This is a genomic window from Streptomyces populi (assembly GCF_002911015.1).
In the GTDB taxonomy this organism is placed as follows: domain Bacteria; phylum Actinomycetota; class Actinomycetes; order Streptomycetales; family Streptomycetaceae; genus Streptomyces; species Streptomyces populi.
This window is the reverse complement of sequence record NZ_KZ626894.1, coordinates 1-19,124: the sequence shown is the minus strand read 5'-3', so window position 1 is coordinate 19,124 and position 19,124 is coordinate 1. Positions and strand designations below refer to the sequence as shown.

The following is a 19,124-nucleotide window of genomic DNA, read 5'->3' as shown; positions in this document are numbered from 1 at the left end:
TACATCTATCATATCTTTGTAACTCATCTGCTTGCCCGACCCTGACCGAGCCGCCGACGGCACCCGGATCCCGGAGGACCTGATGGGCAGTCGACTCACCGAGGAACAGGCCGCTTTCGCCGCGGCCGTACGTGACTTCACCAAGCGCGAGTGCGGTACCCGAGAGCAGCGCGACGCGCTGACGGGGGGCGGCCGCGAGGCCCACCACCCCGGGCTGTACGGAAGGCTCGCCGGCCTGGGCTGGCTCGGGGTGTGCCTGCCCGAGGAGCACGGAGGGTCCGGCGGCGGGCTGGCCGACGCCTGTCTCTTCCTGGAGGAGACCTCGTACGGAATGGTCCCGTGCGGAGGTTTCGTCACCACCGTCATCACCGCGAAGGCCTACGAGCGCTTCGGCAGCGAGCGGCAGCGGCGGGAGGTGCTGTCCGGCGCCGTGCGCGGCGACGTCCTGTCCATCGCCATGTCGGAGCCGGGGGCCGGGTCGGACGTCGGCGCGCTGCGCTGCCGGGCCCGGCGGGAGCGGGACGGCACCTGGGTGATCGACGGGCAGAAGACCTGGATCTCCAACGCGCACCACGCGAAGAGCATTCTGCTGGTGGCCCGCACCGGCGAGGACAAGCACGGCGGTCTGACCATGTTCCATCTGCCCGCCGACGCCCCCGGCGTGGAGATACGGGGCATCGAGACCATGCGCGGCCGGGAGGTCGACGACGTCTTCCTCACCGGCGTGCGGCTGCCCGCGGACGCGGTCGTCGGCCAGGTGGACGACGGCTGGCGGCAGTTGATGGCCGGCCTGAACCACGAGCGGCTCTTCCTGGCCGCCAACATGCTGGGCCTGGCGCGCCGCGCCTTCGACGACGCCGTCGCCTACGTCCGCGGACGCGAGCAGTTCGGACGGCCCGTCGGCTCCTTCCAGGCTCTCAGGCACCGGATCGCCGATCTCGCCACCGAGATCGAGTGCACCCGGCTGCTGGTGCGCGAGGTGGCCCTGGACTGCGACGCGGAGCCGGACAGACTGTTCCCGCGCGAGGCCTCCATGGCCAAGCTGAAGGCGACCGAGATCGCCAAGCGGGCCGCCCTGGAGGGCATGCAGATGATGGGCGGTTACGGCTACACCACGGAGTTCGACATGGAGCGCCATCTGCGGGCCGCGGTCGCCTCCACGATCTACGGCGGGACCAGCGAGATCCAGCGGGACGTCATCGGCAGGACCTACGGTCTCTGAGACGGCCGGACACGGCGGCCGCCCGCCCTCCGACGAGGGCGGGCGGCCTCCTTTCGCGCGGGAAGCGCGGGACGCGCGGATGCGGGGCGCGAAGCACCGGCGTCGGCACCGGCACCAGCACCGGCACCGGCACCGGCACCGGCACCGGCACCAGGAAACGCGGGCCGGGTCAGTCCTGGTAGAGCTTGGACAGTTCGGCGGCGTACTTGTCCCGGATGACCCGGCGCCGCATCTTCAGCGAGGGCGTCAGCTCGCCGGTCGCCGGACCCCACTCCTCGGCCAGCAGCTCGTACCTCTTGACCTGCTCGGTGCGGTTGAGGCGGGTGTTGGCGGCGGCCACCGCGCGGTCCACCTCCGCCCGGACCGCGGGGTGTTCCGCCAGCCCGGCCGGTCCCCCCTCCGCCTCGACGCCGTTGGCCGCGGCCCAGGCGGGGGCGGCCTCCGCGTCGAGCACCAACAGGGCGACCAGGTAGGAGCGGTTGTCGCCGTGCACCATCGCCTGGCCGATCAGCGGGTGTTCCTTGAGCGCGTTCTCCACCAGGGCCGGTGACACGTTCTTGCCGGTGGAGGTGATGATCATCTCCTTCTTCCGGTCGGTCAGCCAGAGGTAGCCGTCCTCGTCGATCCGGCCGATGTCGCCGGTGGCCAGCCAGCCCTCGGCGTCCAGGGCGGACCGCACCGAACCGTCGGGCCGGAGGTAGCCCGAGAACACGGACGTGCCCCGCACCAGGATCTCGCCGTCCCCGGCGACGCGGATCTGCACGGACTCCACCGGGCGCCCCACCGAACCGAGCCGGAAGCCGGTCTTCGGGCTGTTGGCGGTGGCGACGCCGGTGGTCTCGGTCAGCCCCCAGGCGTCCATGACGACGAGGCCGAAACCGGCCCAGAACCTCACGACGTCGGGCGACATCGGCGCCGACGCGCTGGCCGACCAGGTCACCCGGTCCAGGCCGCCCGCGGCCAGCATGGGCAGCAGTACGTCCTCGCGGGCACGGGCATAACGCTCCTCGAGCCCGGCGGGCGGCGTCTCGCCGCGCTCGCGGTGGCCGACGTGCTCGCGGGCGACCTCGAACGCCCGGTCGATGACCTCCCGTTGCTCGGCCGGCATCAGCGAGAGGACGGCCCGCACGGCGGCGGACAGTTTCTCCCAGACCCTCGGCACGCCGAAGAACTGCGTGGGGCGCACCTTGCGCACCACCTCGCCGACGCGCGCCGGGTCGGCGCAGAGAAAAACGTGCGAGGCCCGGTGGCAGGGCAGGTAGATGCCCAGCATCCGCTCGGCGATGTGGGCGAAGGGCAGGTAGCAGATGTGCTCGGCGTGCGGGGGCAGCTCCACCACGGCGTCCAGCGCCAGGGCGTTGGACATCACCTGGCGGTGGGTCAGGACGACCCCCTTGGGCTCTCCGGTGGTGCCGGAGGTGTAGACGACGGTCAGCGGGTCCTCGGGGCGGGCGGCGTCCAGTTCCCCGGCGAACTCCTCCGGCACCGGTTCGCCGAGCAGCGCGGCGTACGGGAGGTGACTCCCCTCCGCACCCGCCTCGACCACCACCAGCCGCTCCAGCGGGGTGCCCGCGTCGGCCAGCGTCGGCTCCCACGCCGTCACCTGGGCCGCCCCCTCGACCACGGCGAGGCGGGCCCGGCAGTTGCGGGCGATGTGGGTGATCTGCTCGGGAGCCGCGGTGCCGTAGACACTGACCGGGACCGCGCCGAGGCGGACCAGCGCCAGGTCCGACAGCCAGTGCTCGGGCCGGTTGGCCATCATCAGCAGGACGTGGTCGCCGCGGCCGACGCCGAGCGCCCGGTACCCGGCGGCCAGGCTCCGGGTGTGCTCGTGGATCTCCGCCCAGCTGTACGTCGTCCAGTCGCCGCCCTGGTCCGCCGACTGCCAGGACAGAGCCGGGAGCCGGGGGTGTTCCCGCGCGTTCCGGGCCAGCAGCTGCGGCAGGGTCCGGTCGGCCGGGTCGTCGGGCAGGTCGCCGGTGGTGCGGGGTGCCGATGTCATCGGGGCCTCCTTGCGGGCCGGAAGGGAAACGTCTGGGGAGACCGGGGCGTCGGGAGGCCCTGCGGGCGCCCGATGGAGCCGGGGTGCCGCTGCCCCTCCAGGAGGACCTTCCGCAGGGCTTCCGCGACCCCGGACACGCGGACCGCGGGTCACTCCACCACCGCCGGGTCGAGGTCCGGGAAGCGGCCGGGGAGCTCGTGGATCGGGCCGACGGCCAGGGCGGCCGGCCCGGTGCCGTGCAGGGCCCCGTCGGCCTTGCCGCGACCGCGCGGGGTGCGGATCGCGTCGTGCGCGTACGCCTCGGTGCTCACCTCGGACGCCTTCCGTGTCGGGTCGGGACGAAGCCGCGAACGGTCACAGCCAATTCCTCACGCGCTCGATCAGCCGGGCCGGATCGGGGCCGACGGGGGTGACGTCGAGCATGGTCACGCCCGCCTCGCGGAAGACCTCGACCCGGTCGCGGACGTAGCCCTCGGGACCGGCCAGGCACAGGCGCTCCAGCAGTTCGGCCGGTACGGCGGCCTCCGCGTCCTTCCTGCGGCCCGCGAGGTAGTGCTCCTGGACGGCGGCCGCGGCGGACTCGTAGCCGTAGGAACAGACCAGGTCGTGGTAGAAGTTGCGGCCGGGCGCGCCCATGCCGCCGACGTAGAGGGCGACCGTGGGGCGCATCAGGTCACGGACGGCCTCGGCGTCGTCGCCGATGGCCAGCGGTCCGCCCGCCACGACCGAGAGCGGGCCGAGCGCGGGGTCCCGCGCGGCACGGCCCTCGGCCAGGGAGCGGCCCCAGACCTCGGCGGCGCGCTCGGGGACGTAGAGGAACGGCAGCCATCCGTCGGCGATCTCGGCGGCCAGCCGGACGTTGGCCGGGCCCAGTGCCGCGAGGTAGACCGGGATGGTGTCGCGGACCGGGTGGTTCAGCAGCTTCAGCGGTTTGCCGAGGGTGCCGCCCTTCTCCGGCGGCAGGGGCAGGTCGGTGATGCCGCGGTGCTCGATCACCTCGCGCCGCCAGATCCGCCGGGACAGCTCGATCACCTCACGGGTGCGGCCCAGCGGGCGGTCGAAGCGGCGGCCGTGCCAGCCCTCGACGACCTGGGGTCCGGAGGCGCCGACGCCGAGGAGGGCGCGTCCGCCGCTGAGGGCGTCGAGTCCGGCCGCGGTCTGGGCGATCAGCGCGGGGGTGCGCGAGTAGACGTTGAGGATCGCCGAGCCGATCCGCATCCGCTCGGTCCTCGCGGCGAGGTATCCCATGACCGTCGGGGAGTCGAAGCCGTAGGCCTCGGACACCCAGACGGCGTCGAGGCCCGCGGACTCCAGGGCGGCGGCCCGGTCCGCCGCGGCCCGCGGATCGCCGGCGTACGTCAGCGGGGAGGACAGTTCCATCAGCGGCGGCCCTTCGCCGGGCCGGGCACGTCCTGGCGAAGGGCCGCGGCCGGCGGGCCCGCCCCGTCGGGGCACGGAAGGCAGGTGGAGTGCTGGCTCATGGGTTCCTTTCTCGGCGCGGGACGTGCTCACCGCCGTCGACCGGAGACTTACCGAGCGTTCGCTAAGAACGTAGGAGCGCGACGCCGTACGGTCAACTCCGCGTGCAGCGGCAGTTTTTGTGAATCCATATCGGGGAAGTGACATCAGGCCGGACGCCGGATGCCCGTCTCCCTGAGCGGTCGATAAGTGACCGGGAGGAGACGTCCGGAAGCCACGGCCGTACGATGTCGCCGATCGCCGCCCGTCCCGAGGAGGGTCGTTGAACACCGCGCCGAGCCAGGACACCACGCCCCCGGCGGAGCACTGGCGCTCCTACGGACCGCTCGACCTGCACCCGATCCTGGTGCACGCCATGGAGGCCTTCAACGAGCACGGCTACCACGGCACTTCGGTCCGGGACATCGCCGGCCGGGTCGGTGTCACCGTGCCCGCGTTGTACTACCACTACGAGAACAAGCAGGCCCTGCTGGCCACGCTGCTGGAGACGTCCATCAAGGACGTCCTGGACCGCTGCCGGGCCGCCGCCGGGGAGGCCGGGGACGATCCGCTGGCACGGTTCTGCGGCATGATCGAGTCGATCGTGCTCTCCATGGCGCACCGCCGGCAACTGGCCTTCCTGGACACGGAGATCCGCAGCCTGGAGCCTCAGAACCGGGCGCGCTACGTCGCCCTGCGCGACTATCTCGAGCACATGCTGCTGGACACGGTCGAGGCGGGCCGCGCCCAGGACGTGTTCGCCACGCCGATCCCGGCCGACGCGGTGCGTTCGGTGCTCGTCATGTGCCAGGGGGTCGCCAACTGGTTCCGCGAGGACGGCCCGCTCACCGCGGAGGAGGTCGCCGAACGCCATGTGCTGCTGAGCCTCGGCACCGTGGGCCATCCCGGCGCGGTCACCGGCGGCCTTCCGTTCCCGTTCCCACGGCGCTCCTCCCCCGTACGGACCTCCGCCCCCCGGGGTTCCGCTCGGCGCACCTCCGGGTGACGCGCCAGGACACCGTCCCGACGAAGGGAAACCCCGCATGGACCCGCTCGAAGCCGGCGCCCGCTTCAAGGAACTCCGGGAGCAGGACGGCCCGGTCGACCCCGACGAACTCGACCGGATCTGGGCAGCGTTGGCCACCGTCCGCCCCGAGGAGATACTCGGCGAGTGGAAGGGCGGCGAGTTCCGCACCGGCCATCCGCTCGACGGCGCTCTGGAGAAGGCCTGCTGGTACGGCAAGACGTTCGCCTCCGTGCACGACGCCAAACCGCTGATCTGCCGTGACGCCACCACGGGCGCGCTGTACTCGAACCGCGAACTCGGCAAGGGCGAGGCCAGCCTGTGGACCGTCGAGTTCCGCGGCGAGGCGACGGCCACCATGGTCTACGACGGACAGCCCGTTTTCGACCACTTCAAGCGGGTGGACGGCACCACGCTGATGGGGATCATGAACGCCAAGGGGGTCCCCTCCGAGGGGCCCTTCTTCTACTTCTTCCTCGATCGCGTCACCGGGACCCCGGACGGGGGCCCGGATGCCGGAGAGGGACCGTGAGGCGCGTCCGCGCCGCGGTCGTCGAGGCGCCGGGCGCCCCGTTCACCGTCCGGGAGGCGGACCTCGAGGAACCGCGGCCGTACGAGGTGCTGGTGAGGATGACCGCGGCCGGCATCTGCCACACCGATCTGGCGATGCGGGACACCTGGCCCCGGCGGCTCACCCCGATGGTCTTCGGCCACGAAGGCGCCGGCCGGGTCGAGGCGGTGGGCGCGGAGGTGACCGGCCTCGCGCCGGGGGACCACGTCTGCCTCACCTTCGCCAGCTGCGGCGCCTGCGAGCAGTGCGCGGCGGGCCACCCGGCCTACTGCCACGCCGCGCGGACCCGGAACCTCTCCGGTGGCCGCGACGACGGCAGCACTCCGCTCTCGCTCGGCGGCGCACCGCTGCACGCCGGCTTCTTCGGCCAGTCCAGCTTCGCCACGCACGCCGTCGTCCACGAACGCGGTGTGGTCAAGGTGCCCTCCGGCCTGCCGGACACGGTCGCCGCGCCACTGGGCTGCGGCGGCCAGACCGGCGCGGGCACCGTGCTCAACCGGCTGCGCCCGAAACCGGGTTCCTCGCTGGTCGTCCTGGGCGCGGGCGGGGTCGGTCTGAGCGCGCTGATGGCCGCGGTGGCGGCGGGCTGCGACCCGGTGGTGGCCGTCGACCCGGTCGCCTCCCGCCGCAGGCTGGCCGTCGAACTCGGCGCGAAGGCGGCCCTGGCCCCCGGGGACGGTCTGCCGGCGGCACTGCGCGACCTCACCGGCGGTGGCGCCCACCACGTCGTCGAGACCACCGGCCGTCCGGAGACGGTCCGCCGGGCCGTCGGCGCACTGCGGCCGCGCGGCGAACTCGCCCTGGTCGGCCTCGGGGGTGAGGTGACGTTCGACGTCATGGGGCTGCTCGCCAAGGGCGTCCGTGTCCACGGGGTGATCGAGGGGGACTCCGACCCCGGCCGCTTCGTCCCCGAGCTGGTGGGTCTGTACGAACGCGGCCTCTTCCCGCTCGACCGGCTGGTCACCACGTTCCCGTTCGAGGACATCGGCGCGGCCGTGACCGCCGTGCGGGACGGCACCGTGGTCAAGCCGGTCCTCACCTTCGCCTGACCGGTCGCCGGCACGAGCCGTTGCCCTCGTGGGCCGGCGCGTCACCGGGGAAGTGATCCCGAGGTCGCGGCCGTGCGGCCTGCGCCGAGGGAGCGGGGCCTCTCGACGGCGTGTGATTGACTGATCCGCATGGCTCCCGCCTCCCCGTCCGCCCGTCCGGCCGCGGCGACCCGGCCCCGCAACCGCAAGCAGCTCATCATCGACGCGGCCGGACGGGTCTTCAGCCAACGCGGCTACCACAACGCGTCCATGGAGGAGGTCGCCGCCGGTGTGGGCATCACCGCGGCGGCTCTGTACCGGCACTTCCCGAACAAGTACGCGCTGTTCGCCGAGTGCGCCCACGTCATGGTGGACGGACTGGTCGCCGCGCTCGACGAGGTGTCTTCCGGGGCGTCCTTGACGGACGTGCTGACCGCCGTCACCCGGATCACCGTCGCTCATCGCGCGTCGGGCGGTGTGTACCGGTGGGAGGCCCGGTACCTCGAGCGCGAGGACCGCCGGAGTCTCGCGGTGAAGTTCGGCCGCCTCGTCGAGCGGGTCGACGAGGCGGTGCAGCGGGAACACCCGCTGTCCGACGGACGCCTGCGGGCCATGGCCGCCCTCGGCGCGATCGGGTCCATCACGATGCACCACACCTCCATCGCCGGGCGCCGGGCCGAGGAACTGCTGCTGGCGTCCGCGCTGCGCGTGGCCGCGACGGATCCGGCGGCGGGCCCGCCGGGCGCGCACCCCGTCGAACTGCCCGCCCGGCCGGTGCCGCGCACGCGACGCGCGGAGATCCTCGCGGCCTCCGTCCCGCTGTTCGCCCGGGACGGATTCGCCAACGTCACGAACGGGCAGATCGCGGAGGCGGTGGGGCTGACCCCGTCCGCGCTCTACCGCCACTACCCCGGCAAGATCGACATCCTGGCGGCCGCGTGCCTCCAGGCGGCGGGACTGCTGGCCCAGGGGGTGGAACAGAGTCTGCGCGAGGTGACCGGCCCGCACGAGGCCGTGGTCGCGCTGGCGGCGACGTACGTGGCCTACAGCTTCGAGTGCACGGAGCTCAACAGCGTCGCCGAGGCCGAGGTCGCCGGTCTGCCGGCCGGTCTGCGGCGGCCGCTGGTCCTCGCGCAGCGGGAACACATCGCCGTCTGGGAGCAGCAGTTGCGGCTGGCCCGTCCGGAACTGGACCCGCGCCAGGCCCGGGTGCTGGTGCACGCGGGGTTCGGCGTGGTGGTCGAGGCGGGACGCAGACTGCGGTGGCGGGACAGCCCCGGCCGTCGTGAGGCCGTCACCGCCCTGGTCGTGGGCGCGCTGGGTCTCTGAGCGGCTCCCGGCGCGCGAACCGGTCGAAGGGGCGCCGGAATTCACGTCGTACGGCCGCCTGTGGCCGCCCCTCGGCCGTCCGCCGTCGGGGCGGGCACAGGCGGGGGCCGGACCGAACCGCTCAGGCCGCCCTGTTCGCGGTGGGGATCGTGATGGGGGTGGTGGTCCCGGACGACCCCTTGTTGAGGAACAGCATCGCCAGGGCGCGGATGAACTGGTCGAACACGTAGAAGGTGCCGGGCATGACGGGCGACAGCCCCTCCCGGAACAGGATGTACGCCGGCCACGCGGTACGGATCAGGGCCGCCGACGCGTAGTCGCGGGTCAGTCCCAGCCAGTTGCCGACCTCGTCGCTGAGGACGTAGCGCACGAACTCGTTCAGGAACCCGCGCGTGACGCCGAGGTCGACCTGTGCGGTCAGGCCGAGCAGGTCCTCGGCCAGTGCGATGCCCTCGGTGGTCGGGGTGAGGATCGGGGTGAGCACCTGCGCCGACTGCTGCTCGGCGGCCGCCCAGGTCTGGGGGATGTGCTCGTCCGGCACGCCGAGCAGATGGACGGCGACCTGCCACGAGTGCAGGAACGCCTCCTGGTCCGCGGACGGGAACGGGATCTTCCAGTCGAGCAGCTTCCGGTGCACATAGGTGCCCAGGCTGTGGAAGGTGACCAGGATGTCGGCGGCGCTGATCGGGGTGGTCTCGTCGGTGACCGCCTTCCAGTGCGGCGACTGCGGCAGCAGGTGGCGCACCGCCGCGTGCACCACGCGGGTCTTGTTGGCGGTGACGACGAACTGTCCCGTCGGCTCGAACGCTCCCAGCTGGGACAGGTCGTAGCCGAACGTGAACGTCTTGGCCGCGCGGTCCTGCATGTTGGCGCCGCCCGCGGACCAGTAGACGCTCCTCGCCTCGCGCGGGATCACGGTGCTCATGATTCCGCTGCCGAGGCCGTACAGCATGAAGAGGTACGTGTCCCTGCGCCGGTTGAAGTCGGCGGCCCGGGCCAGCTTGACGGGGTCGGCCCAGGTGGGCAGCACGTTGACCTGCCGGAGGTACGCGGCGAATTCGGCCGGCACCCCGCCGGGCAGGGGGTCGTTGTTGTTCACCCAGGACGCCCACGCCGAGTTGATCGCCGGCACGTGTCCGCCGTCGAGCATCGAAGCCATCAGAGGGTCCGCCGCGGCGTCCCAGATCCACTCCGGACCGGTGCCCGCGGCGGCCCCGGTCGCCGAGCCCGTCGACGCCCACGCCCGGGCGGGGATCGTCGCGCCCGCGAGGCCGAGTGCGACACCGAGCGACAGGGCCTTCCGCCTGCTGAGGTTATCCATTGACTTACCTGCTTCCCTGAAGGGATGGATAGTTCCAAGTGCCTTCGTGGACTTGCAAGTTGTACGACGTACGCATGGTGATCCATGTCGCACAGATGTGATTTTCGATTAACATAGCGAGGTGTGCCGCCGTGGGCAATGGTGGCGGCGGGGCGTTGTCGGTGGCGGGTGGCAGCATCGTGTCCATGAGCGAATCCACGGCATTCGACTGGCGTCCCTTCCTGCTCGAGTGGAGCGGGGAGTGGGCGGATTCCCTGTCCGGCGACGACACGCGGGGCGAGGACGACGAGAGCGCCCGGCAGGCCCGGTGGCTGGGGTTCCCGCCCGCGTCCGAGGAGCGGATCGCCGCCATGGAGGAACGTCTGGGCCGCCGGATGCCCCCGTCGTACCGGGAGTTCCTGAAGGTCAGCGACGGGTGGCGGCACGCGGGCGGATTCGTGTGGCTGCTGGCGGGGACGCAGGAGGCGAGGTGGCACGACGACGAGTCGGGCCTCGCCGACGAGTTCGAGGAGTACCTGGACGAGGACGCCGGTCCCGAGGAACTGCAAGAGGTGGAGATCTGGCGGCGCGGACTCCAGCTCGACGTGGAGTCGGACGCCGTCTACGTCCTCATGGATCCCGAGGACGTGGACGAGAACGGCGAGTGGGCCGTGTACACCTGGGCGGGCTGGCGGGCCGCGCCGCCCGAGCGGCACGCGAACTTCCTGGAGTTCATGCGGGAGATGCACCGGGAGTTCCACCGCCTGCGGGCGCGCCGGGGCGAGGGCGAGCCGGCGTTCGTCAACGACACGACACGTGAGCAGGACTCCCGGATGGAGGAGGCCCGGCTGGAGGCGCTGCGCGGCGGCTGGGAGCGGGCCGCGGCACTGCTGGACGAGGCCAAGGAGTACGGCAGGCCACGGGCCGCCGGGCTGCGCGACCAGATACGGCGCCTGCTCGGGAAGACCTACATGGTGTACTTCGAGGAACTGGTGACGGATCCGCTGTACGCGCCCGAACTGCTGCCATCGCTGGTCGCCGAACACGCGGCGCACTCGTACCGGGACGACTCCACGCTGAAGTTCCACCTGCGGGGCGCCGACGACGATCTGGAGTCCCTGGCCTACGCGACGCTGGATCAGGTGAGGAGCGGCACCTACCGGTACGCGCCGGCCGGACGGTTCGGAGAGGCGGTCGAGCGGGCGCGGGAGCTGGCGCGGTGGGGAGACGGCGACGGGGCGTGGCGGACGCTGGTGGACGCCGTGCCGCTGTGGGAACCACTCGGACCGGACCACCTGGTGCCCCTGGGATGGGTGGCCGACCCCCTGCTCGGGCCGCTGCTGACCCCGGAGCGGGGCCGGGAGCTGCTGTCCACGCCGAGGGGCGGGCAGACCGGCGAGCCGCCGGTTCCGACGCCGGGGCTCGACCCGGACGGCCTGGCGTGGCTCGCGGTGCCGGACCCGGGCAACGGCCCCACGTCCTACCGGTTCGTCCTGGTGGAGGGGGTGGAGCCGCAGGAGTTGCCGGAACGCCTCTCGGACGAGGAGGACGGCACCGGGGCCGGGAACGGGGGCGGCACGGGGCTGGACGAGCCGTCGACCTCCCAGGAGGCGCGCCGCAGATCGCTGGGCGGCGAGGGGGAGTTCTCCTCCTACGACGACCGGGCCCTCATGGCGGTCGGCCGGGCCGGCGGTGGTTGGAGCTTCGCCTTCGACGGTGATGCCGCCCCGTTCGGTCGGCAGCGGTTCGTCTCCCCCGCCGCGAGCGCCGGCGCGGGCACCCGGGCGGTCGTGGTGTGGTGCGGTCTGAGGACGCGGCGCGGTGAGCCGTTCTTCCACCTCTCGGTGGCGCGGAACGGGGTCGAGCAGTACGCGTTCACCTACGAGGACGGAGAGGTCCGGCGGAGCGGGGAGATACCGGAGGCGCTGGACCCGGACCGGTTCTTCGTCGGCCCCTGGCGCGGCGCCGAGGCGGAACGGCCGCTGCTCGAAGCGGTGGCCGGGGAGTTCGGCGTCGGACTGCCGCGTCACGCGATCCTGCGCGGGCGGCTGCACACGTTCACCACCCGCTCCTGGACACGGCCGCCCCGGGACGGAGAGGGATACATGGTGATCCGGACGCGGCCGATCGCCTCGGGCCCGGCGGACGGCGTGCGGACGGAAGACGACGGGCCGGGGGCCGCGTAGGGAGCGGGCGGGAGACGGCGGACCGGGGACCGGGCGGGAAGCGGCCGGGCCGACGGCTCGGGCCGGTGCGACCGGTGCGTGGCGGGCCGTGTCCGCGCGACGGGGCGGACACGGCCCGCTGCGGTACTAGCGTCCGGCGGAGCGGTGGTGAGCGGCGAACGGGTCGCCGGCCTTCTCGACCACCTCGGCGATCCAGGCCATCGCCTCGGGCACGTCGTAGTTGCCGGCGTGCGGCTGGTTCCAGGCGAGCCGGTAGTCGACGTTCTCGACCTGCTTGTCGGCCTCCAGCGCCCGGTCCAGGTTGATCGAGACGATGAACGAGGTGTCCCGGTCGCGCGTGCCGTTGCGGACGTACCAGTTGGGCGCGGTGTCGGCGTTCGTGCCGATGAAGTCCATCGGGTCGATCAGGTGGATCTGGTCGTCGAGGGTCGTGCTCTTCTCGGCGGTGTACCGGTCCCAGGTCAGTCCGGTGTCGTCGAGGCCGCTGCCGTCACCGGCCACGTCGTTGTGGTTCCAGCTCCACTCGGTGTAGTTCATGTACTTCTGGGTGTACGGGCCGAAGAGGTTGGTCTCGGTCCCGCTGGTGGTGTTCCCGTGCACGCCCACGGCGTCGAAGGCGGGCGTCGTCTTCAGCCTGGCCTGGGTGGCGACGAACGTCAGGTACTTCGCCATGTCGACCGACAGCACCTTGTCCGCCGCGTTGTCGACGTCGATCCAGTCGTTCACGTACGACTTCGTGGTGGACCCGCCGGGCCCGCCGGAGGTGATGTCGAAGGTGGCTCCGAGCGCCGGGACGGTGTTGGCCGGGTCGGCCCTCATGTAGGCCTCGGCGGAGCGGACGACCTCCTTCTCTATGGTGTCCAGCATGCTGTCCGCGGTGAGCCTGGAACCGTCCGGGTCACGGAGCTTGAGACTCTTCTCGTACGCGGGGAACCCCGCCGCGATCTCGGCGGCGTCCTCGGGCGTGGCGTTCGATCCGGTCGCGTCACGGGTGCCGAGGACGTTGTAGAGCCACTCGTAGGCCGTGTCGGCGTTGCCGAGGTCGGTGATCGGGCAGTACGCGGCGACCGCGAACACGTCGTCGCGCAGGGTGCTGTGCCCCTTGGAGTCGATGCCCGCCGCGCCGATCGCGGCGAGGTAGGAGTCGTACTCGGCGCTGTTGCCCGCGGCCCCCAGGATCGAGGACAGCGCGCCGCCGCCGCTGGTGCCGTTGACGACGATCCGCTCGGCGCTGCCGGGCATGACGGCGTCGTTGAGGCGGAGGTAGCGGACCGCCGCCTTGGCGTCGACCGCCGCGGCGGGGGCCTTGCCCGGCGAGGAGCCGTCGGCGCCGACCAGGCCACGGCTGCGGTTGGCCACGTCCACGAAGACGTACCCGGCCTTCAGCGCGGCGCCGACGTTGCTCGTCGCGCTGTTGTAGGACGCGCCGTCGTTGACGCTCGCCTTGATGTAACTGGCCATCCAGCCACCGTTGTTCACCGCGAAGTAGACCGGCGCACGCTGGTCGTCGAAGGCGCTCTCGGGCACGAAGACGTTCATGCTCTGGTAGCCGCAGCGGGTGTTGTCGATGGTGGTGGAGCCGAAGATGCCGGACTGCTGGGCGGCCGCGGCGACCGGGGTGGCGACGTAGCAGAGTTCTTTGTAGGCGCGAACCTTGACCGGCTGACCGTCGACCGTGACGGTGAGCGTCGTGTAGGCACCGGCGTCGAAGGCCAGGGCGGCGTCCTGCGGGTCCACGACATGGCCGTGCGGCGCGGTCCGCCCCTGGGCCGCGACCGCGAGGGAAGGCGTCACGGCGGCCGTCAGGGCGAGGGAACCCGCTATCGCCATGCCCCTCAGGAGGCACTTGCGGCCGGGGGCGCGCCCTTCCCGTCCACCCGCCGGACGGGTGGAGGCTGCGCGATCGGAGGATTCCGAGAGCCACTGCATGGGTTCTCCCCTTGTCGAGTATCGAGTGATCCGCTGACACCTCGGGCCCAAGGCGTGACGCACGCTACAAGATTGTTAACAAAATACCCAGCAATTTTGCAAACATTTGCGCCCGCGCGCCGCGCGGGCGCTGACACAGAAAGCCGCAGACCGCACCAATAACCATCAAAGATCAGTTATTGGCGTAACTTGCCGACCTGTGGCACAGCGGGCACCTGAGAGGAGCCGTCCGGATGGCGGGACACGGAAACCACATGGAGTCGCGATCACCGAACGTCCGCGTGAAGGACAGACCGACAGCTCCCGGTGCCCTCGGGCGGAACCGCCCATGACCGCCCGTGCCCGCCGCGGCTCCGCCGCGATGAAACACCTGGCCGCGCTCGGAGCGATGACCGTCGCCGGCGCTCTCGCCCTGACCGGCTGCGGCGACGACTCCCCCGAGAAGGCCTCGCCCTCCGCGTCCGGCACGGGCAAGGCGCCGCTGTACGACGAACTGCCGGAGTCGGTGCGGCAGGCAGGCGTCGTCAAGGTCGGCTCGGACATGCTCTACCCGCCGATGGAGTTCGTCCGGAACGGCAGACCGACCGGCGTCGACCCCGACCTCGCCGCCACGCTGGGCAAGGAACTGGGAGTGAAGTTCCAGTTCGGCAACAACGCGTTCGACACCCTGCTCACCGGTCTGCGGGCCAAGCACTACGACGTCGTGATGTCCGCGATGACCGACACCAAGGACCGCCAGCAGGGGCTGGACCCCTCCTCCGGGGAGAAGATCGGCGAGGACGTCGACTTCGTCGACTACTTCAGGGCCGGAGCGTCGATCATGGTGAAGAAGGGCAATCCCGAAGGGATCAAGACCCTGGCCGACCTCTGCGGCAAGAAGGCGGCCGTGCAGAGCGGCAGCACCGCGTACGACCTCCTCCAGTCCCAGAAGTGCGACGAGCCGATCGACATCGAGATCTTCGACACCCACGACGAGGCACAGGCCCGCCTCAAGAGCGGCGCCGTGGTGGCCGACGTCGCCGACTATCCGGTGGTCGCCTACGCCGTGAAGACCTCGGGCGGCGGCAAGGACTTCGAGACGGTCGGCGAGCAGCTCGACGCCGGCCCCTACGGCATCGCGGTGCTGAGCTCGAACACCAGACTGCGGGACGCGATCCGGGCGGCCCTGGACGCCGCCATCCGGGACGGTTCCTACGGGAAGGTCCTGGACAAGTGGAACGTCAGCGACGGCGCGGTGGACAACGCCACCATCAACAGCGGCACTTGAGCGGATGCCGGGAACGGACCGGTCAGGACGTGTCGCCGCGCCCCCGGCCCGGCACCGGGGCGTTCGCCGGCCCCGCCGGACACCGGTTCCGTGGGGGCGTCCCGGTCCCGTGGGACCGGGACGCCCCCACGAAGTGCGGGACTGCTGTCAGCTCATCCGCGGCTCGCCGCGCCCTTGAGCGGCGAGATGTCGAGCGACTTGAAGACCGGCCACTGGTTTCCGGCCTTGTTGATGCCGGACCGGATGGTGACACCGCCGGTGAGCTGGTCGGACGGCCGGCTCGACACATGGCTCAGTTCCACCTGGCCGTCGACGTGGACCGTGGTGGTGTCCCGTCCGACCTTGACGGTCACGGTGTGACTGGACTTCGGGTCCAGCGGCTGCGAGGCCACTTCGTATCCGTCGGCCAGCAGGGTCGCCCGGCTGCGGGTGAGGACCACGGTCATCGGTTCCTTGCTGTTGGTCCGGACACCCAGCGCGGCCTGGTTGGTGCCGTTGCCCAGCGACCCGATGAGCGCGGTGGTGCTGTAGTCCGTCCAGTCGACACTGCTGTCCGGCCGGTAGTCGGCCTTGGCGTACCGGGGCGTCAGGGGCGACGAGGGCGCCTTGCCCAGGAAGACGTCGAAGCTCGTACGGGTCTGGCGCCCTCCCCAGTTCTCCGTCTCGAACAGCGGCCGACGGGCGTTGGGGGGCACCTGGACCTTCTGCCCGACATCGTCCAGCATCTGGCCGGGAGTGGTCCGGGCGAGGATCTCGACGCGCTGGACGAGGCCCGCCGCCGCGGAGCGCCGACTGGCGGTGAGCGGAACGCTGGAATGGTCCGTCATCACGAAGGAGAAGAGCTGCTTGAGCAGATGCATGCCCTGTGAGTCCTGCGAGTCGGCGTCCGGCTGCCCCTCTCCGTCGGAGAAGGGGATGGCGAACATCGACGGGGCCGGCATGCCGTGGCCGGCGATGTCCTTGACGGAACCGGCGAGGTCGTGGAGCACCCGGGTGCGGTACTCGGCCGTGTTCTCCCGCCGCCCCTCGTCCTTCAGCCACAGGCGGTTCACCATCGGTGCGCCCGTGTTGCCGGTGGCGTCGAGCTGCTTCATGCTGTGCATGGCTCGGGTGTGGCTCTGGAAGTCCCACCGGCCCGAGCGGTGCATCCGCTCGATCTCGCGCCAGGTCAGGTAGTAGGGGCGGTGCTTGTCCATCGACCCGGTGATCGTGAAGATGGTGCCCCGCATCCGGTGCTTGGCCATGATGCGGTCGGCGTACTTCCACAGTCCGTCGGTGCCGTCGTCGAAGGTGAGCAGCACCGAACGCCGCGGCACCGGACCGCCGTTCATGTAGTCGGTGAACTGCTTCGCGCTCAGGGTGCGGTAGCCGGCCTGCTCCAGCGCGGTCAACTGGGCGTCGAACGCCTTCGGGGTGAGCACGTAGGGGCTCTTGCTGTTCTTGTTGACGTCGTGGAAGGTCAGCACCACCGGCGGAGCGTGGTCCGGCAGTGTCTCGCCCCGCCTCGCCCAGCTGATCTGGTCCGACATGCTGATGCGAGCCTGGGCCAGCGGCGCCTGCGGGGTCATGTACTTGCGGCTGAGGTAGCGCTCGATGCCGACGGCACCCGAGGTCACCACCACGGAGAGGGTCAGTGCCCCGAGCAGGACACGGACGGGCCACTGCGTCCAGCCGCGGCCCCAGCCGTGACCGCGGCCCCGGCTGCGGTCGTGGCCGGCCTTCTCGCCGTAGTCACCGCGGGAACAGGGTTCCGGACCGTGCCCGTGGTCGTGCACGAGGACGCCGACAGGCTCGCGCCGCTTGAGCTTCGGAGCCATCAGAGCACGCTCCCTCGCGACAGAACGATCAGGTAGACGCAGCTCACCACGGCTATGGCGATCACATCGGTGATCACTCGGACCGACTTGCGCCGCAGGAAGTTCCTCATCATCGAGTCCTCGACCAGACACCGCGACGGATGGTCGCGAGGGAGTAGGGCAGCAGCCAGGACAGCAGCAGCGCCGACAGCAGACTCATCAGCGGCCGGTAACGCCAGCGGGCGTCACCGGGGTTCTCGATCTTGAACGCCAGGCCCCAGATGCTGCCCTTGAGCACCACGCCGCTCAGGTACAGCACGCTCACGAAGATCCCGCCCTGCATCGGCGCCCAGACCATGTGTCGCACCGCCATGAACGGCGCGGCCAGCACCCACAGCACATGGCCGTAGTACAGACACGACGGGCCGACCCCTCGCCGCCACATGAAGGTGCCGGTGAAGCAGGTGTTGCGGATGAAGCTCTTCTTCCAGCGGATCTGCTGCTTCATGAACGGCCGGAAGTGCTCGGGCACGTTGGTCCACACCTTGGCCGACCGGACGTAGCCGATGCGCCACTTGCGCTCGGGATAGTCCTGCGCGGTGACGAACGGGGAGTCGGCGTACTGCTTCTTCAGCTTCTTGCCGACCCACAGCTGCCCCAGGACATAGCCGGTGAGCTGGCGGTCGGTCGCGAACCGGAAGGGAGCGCCCAGGAAGCGGTCGCCGGCCCAGGCCGGGAAGTAGTTGTACACGGCGTCCCGGCGGAAGACCGCCAGCGGACCGGAGACGCAGGTGACCGATCCGAAGGTGGACTCGGCGGCCTTGGCCACCCGGAACTGCCCCTCGTACCAGACGTCCTGGGCCCGGGTGAAGAACGTCTCGTCCACGTTGAGCGCCCGGCAGTGACCGCTGACCGCGCCCAGCTCGGGGTGGTCGACCAGGGCCTGCACACAGCGGCGCAGCGCGTCGGGCGCCAGGATGCAGTCGGAGTCCGTGAACGCCAGCACGTCACCGGTGGCGATGCTCGCGCCCCTGACGAGGGCGTGCTTCTTGCCGAGGTTCTTCTCCAGCTTGAGCAGGGTGATGTCGAGTTCTTCCGCCAGATCGTCCAGGATCTCGCGGGTCCCGTCCTCGGAGAGGTCGTCGATCACGATGATCTCCAGGTTCGGGTAGTCACTGGCCGCCATCGAGCGGACGCACCGTTCGATGTACTCGGCCTCGTCCTTGACCGCGAGCAGGAAGGTCACCTTCGGCACGGCCGGCAGCGACGGGAAGTCGGCGAGGTTCTTCGGGCGCTTGCGCAGGGTGCGTTCCGCCGGGTCGTCATAGCGGCTGTAGGCGATCTGCAGCATGGCGATGGTGCCGACCAGCACCGTGATGCCGTAACCGATGACCAGAGGCTTCTCCGGCACCAGCGGGAACTCGCGGGCCAGGATGAGGCCCAGCGGCAGCAGGCAGAACATCGCCAGCACCCGCCGCACCGCGAAGCGCACGTCGGTCTGCATCCGGTTCGTCCAGCGGGTCAGCGGGCCTGGCCGGCGGTTCCAGGTGGCGGCCGAGCGGACCGGCGGCAGCGGCACGGTCGTCCTGGGACGCGGGTTCGGCAGGATCAGTCCGCACGAGGCGGGGGTCATCGGGTCGGTCGGGCGCTCGGCACGGTCGCCGACGGTGTGGTGGGATTCGGTAGGCGCGGCCTGACCTGGTACGCCGCCTCCCGGCGCCCCGGGCGGCAATGCCCCGGGCGCTTCGAGGGCCGCGTCCGCGGCGGCCGGCGTGTTCAGGTCGGTCACAGGGTCTCCTTGGCCGCCGTGGTGTCGAGGCGGTAGGTGGCGTCGAGGACGTCGTCGCGGTCCTCGAGCCAGGTCAGGTCGGTGCCGGGGTGGACGGTGTGGACCAGGACCAGGTCCCAGGGGTGGTCCTGGGGGTCGATCACGCTCTCCTGGATGCCGTCGGTGACGCGGGCGGCGCGGATGAGGGGGTCGGTGAAGCGGACCCGGGCGCCCTCGGCGGCGA

13 protein-coding genes and 2 pseudogenes are annotated in these 19,124 nt (G+C 71.4%); 7 read left to right on the top strand and 8 right to left on the bottom strand.

Annotation, left to right across the window (positions count from 1 at the left end; all coding sequences use genetic code 11):
* Positions 1-82: 82 nt before the first annotated feature.
* The gene (locus CW362_RS25465; RefSeq protein ID WP_103551887.1) at positions 83-1,222 is read left to right on the top strand and encodes an acyl-CoA dehydrogenase family protein; all 1,140 of its coding nucleotides are present in this window, start codon (positions 83-85) and stop codon (positions 1,220-1,222) included.
* A gap of 169 nt (positions 1,223-1,391) precedes the next feature.
* On the opposite strand, the gene CW362_RS25460 is transcribed toward CW362_RS25465, so the two are convergent.
* From CW362_RS25460 to CW362_RS25450, 3 genes and pseudogenes are all read right to left on the bottom strand, one after another.
* Positions 1,392-3,224: an AMP-dependent synthetase/ligase gene (locus CW362_RS25460; protein WP_103551861.1), complete on the bottom strand. Its 1,833-nt coding sequence runs from the start codon at positions 3,222-3,224 to the stop codon at positions 1,392-1,394.
* Positions 3,225-3,376: 152 nt separating this feature from the next.
* Positions 3,377-3,535: pseudogene (locus CW362_RS25455) on the bottom strand (acetyl-CoA C-acyltransferase); the annotation flags it as partial.
* A gap of 43 nt (positions 3,536-3,578) precedes the next feature.
* A complete protein-coding gene (locus CW362_RS25450; RefSeq protein ID WP_103551860.1) occupies positions 3,579-4,604 on the bottom strand; it encodes an LLM class F420-dependent oxidoreductase in 1,026 nt (341 codons plus the stop codon).
* Between the two features lie 361 nt (positions 4,605-4,965).
* On the opposite strand from CW362_RS25450, the gene CW362_RS25445 reads away from it, so the two are divergent.
* The 4 genes from CW362_RS25445 to CW362_RS25430 all read left to right on the top strand — a co-directional run bounded on the left by CW362_RS25445 (position 4,966) and on the right by CW362_RS25430 (position 8,634).
* Entirely contained in the window at positions 4,966-5,688 is a 723-nt protein-coding gene (locus tag CW362_RS25445; RefSeq protein WP_103551859.1) for a TetR/AcrR family transcriptional regulator, read from the top strand.
* A 37-nt stretch (positions 5,689-5,725) separates the two neighbouring features.
* The gene (locus CW362_RS25440) at positions 5,726-6,238 is read left to right on the top strand and encodes a DUF4334 domain-containing protein (protein WP_103551858.1); all 513 of its coding nucleotides are present in this window, start codon (positions 5,726-5,728) and stop codon (positions 6,236-6,238) included.
* Positions 6,235-7,326 carry an NAD(P)-dependent alcohol dehydrogenase gene (locus tag CW362_RS25435; protein ID WP_103551857.1) on the top strand — a complete coding sequence of 364 codons (1,092 nt, stop codon included), beginning with the start codon at positions 6,235-6,237 and terminating at the stop codon, positions 7,324-7,326. Before CW362_RS25440 ends, CW362_RS25435 begins: the two co-directional genes overlap by 4 nt.
* Positions 7,327-7,455: 129 nt before the next feature.
* Positions 7,456-8,634 (top strand): TetR/AcrR family transcriptional regulator, encoded by a 1,179-nt coding sequence (locus tag CW362_RS25430; RefSeq protein WP_103551856.1) that lies wholly within the window; start codon positions 7,456-7,458, stop codon positions 8,632-8,634.
* 121 nt (positions 8,635-8,755) lie between these two features.
* On the opposite strand, the gene CW362_RS25425 is transcribed toward CW362_RS25430, so the two are convergent.
* Positions 8,756-9,955, bottom strand: a complete 1,200-nt coding sequence (locus CW362_RS25425; protein WP_103551855.1) for an oxygenase MpaB family protein — start codon at positions 9,953-9,955, stop codon at positions 8,756-8,758.
* A 185-nt stretch (positions 9,956-10,140) separates the two neighbouring features.
* Here CW362_RS25425 and CW362_RS25420 point away from each other — a divergent pair, with 185 nt between their 5' ends.
* Positions 10,141-12,120 (top strand): SMI1/KNR4 family protein, encoded by a 1,980-nt coding sequence (locus tag CW362_RS25420; protein ID WP_103551886.1) that lies wholly within the window; start codon positions 10,141-10,143, stop codon positions 12,118-12,120.
* 126 nt (positions 12,121-12,246) lie between these two features.
* On the opposite strand, the gene CW362_RS25415 is transcribed toward CW362_RS25420, so the two are convergent.
* On the bottom strand, positions 12,247-13,950 hold the full coding sequence (locus CW362_RS25415) for a subtype B tannase (RefSeq protein ID WP_103551854.1): 1,704 nt from the start codon (positions 13,948-13,950) through the stop codon (positions 12,247-12,249).
* 427 nt (positions 13,951-14,377) lie between these two features.
* Between CW362_RS25415 and CW362_RS25410 the strand changes: the two genes are divergently transcribed.
* Positions 14,378-15,316 carry an ABC transporter substrate-binding protein gene (locus CW362_RS25410; RefSeq protein ID WP_103551853.1) on the top strand — a complete coding sequence of 313 codons (939 nt, stop codon included), beginning with the start codon at positions 14,378-14,380 and terminating at the stop codon, positions 15,314-15,316.
* 152 nt (positions 15,317-15,468) lie between these two features.
* On the opposite strand, the gene CW362_RS25405 is transcribed toward CW362_RS25410, so the two are convergent.
* The 3 genes and pseudogenes from CW362_RS25405 to CW362_RS25395 form a co-directional block, all read right to left on the bottom strand.
* Positions 15,469-17,133, bottom strand: coding sequence for a polysaccharide deacetylase family protein (locus CW362_RS25405; RefSeq protein WP_103551852.1), 1,665 nt, complete (start codon positions 17,131-17,133; stop codon positions 15,469-15,471).
* A gap of 109 nt (positions 17,134-17,242) precedes the next feature.
* The gene (locus tag CW362_RS25400) at positions 17,243-18,745 is read right to left on the bottom strand and encodes a glycosyltransferase family 2 protein (RefSeq protein ID WP_206301058.1); all 1,503 of its coding nucleotides are present in this window, start codon (positions 18,743-18,745) and stop codon (positions 17,243-17,245) included.
* A 152-nt stretch (positions 18,746-18,897) separates the two neighbouring features.
* Positions 18,898-19,124 (bottom strand): annotated as a pseudogene (locus CW362_RS25395) (nucleotide sugar dehydrogenase); the annotation flags it as partial.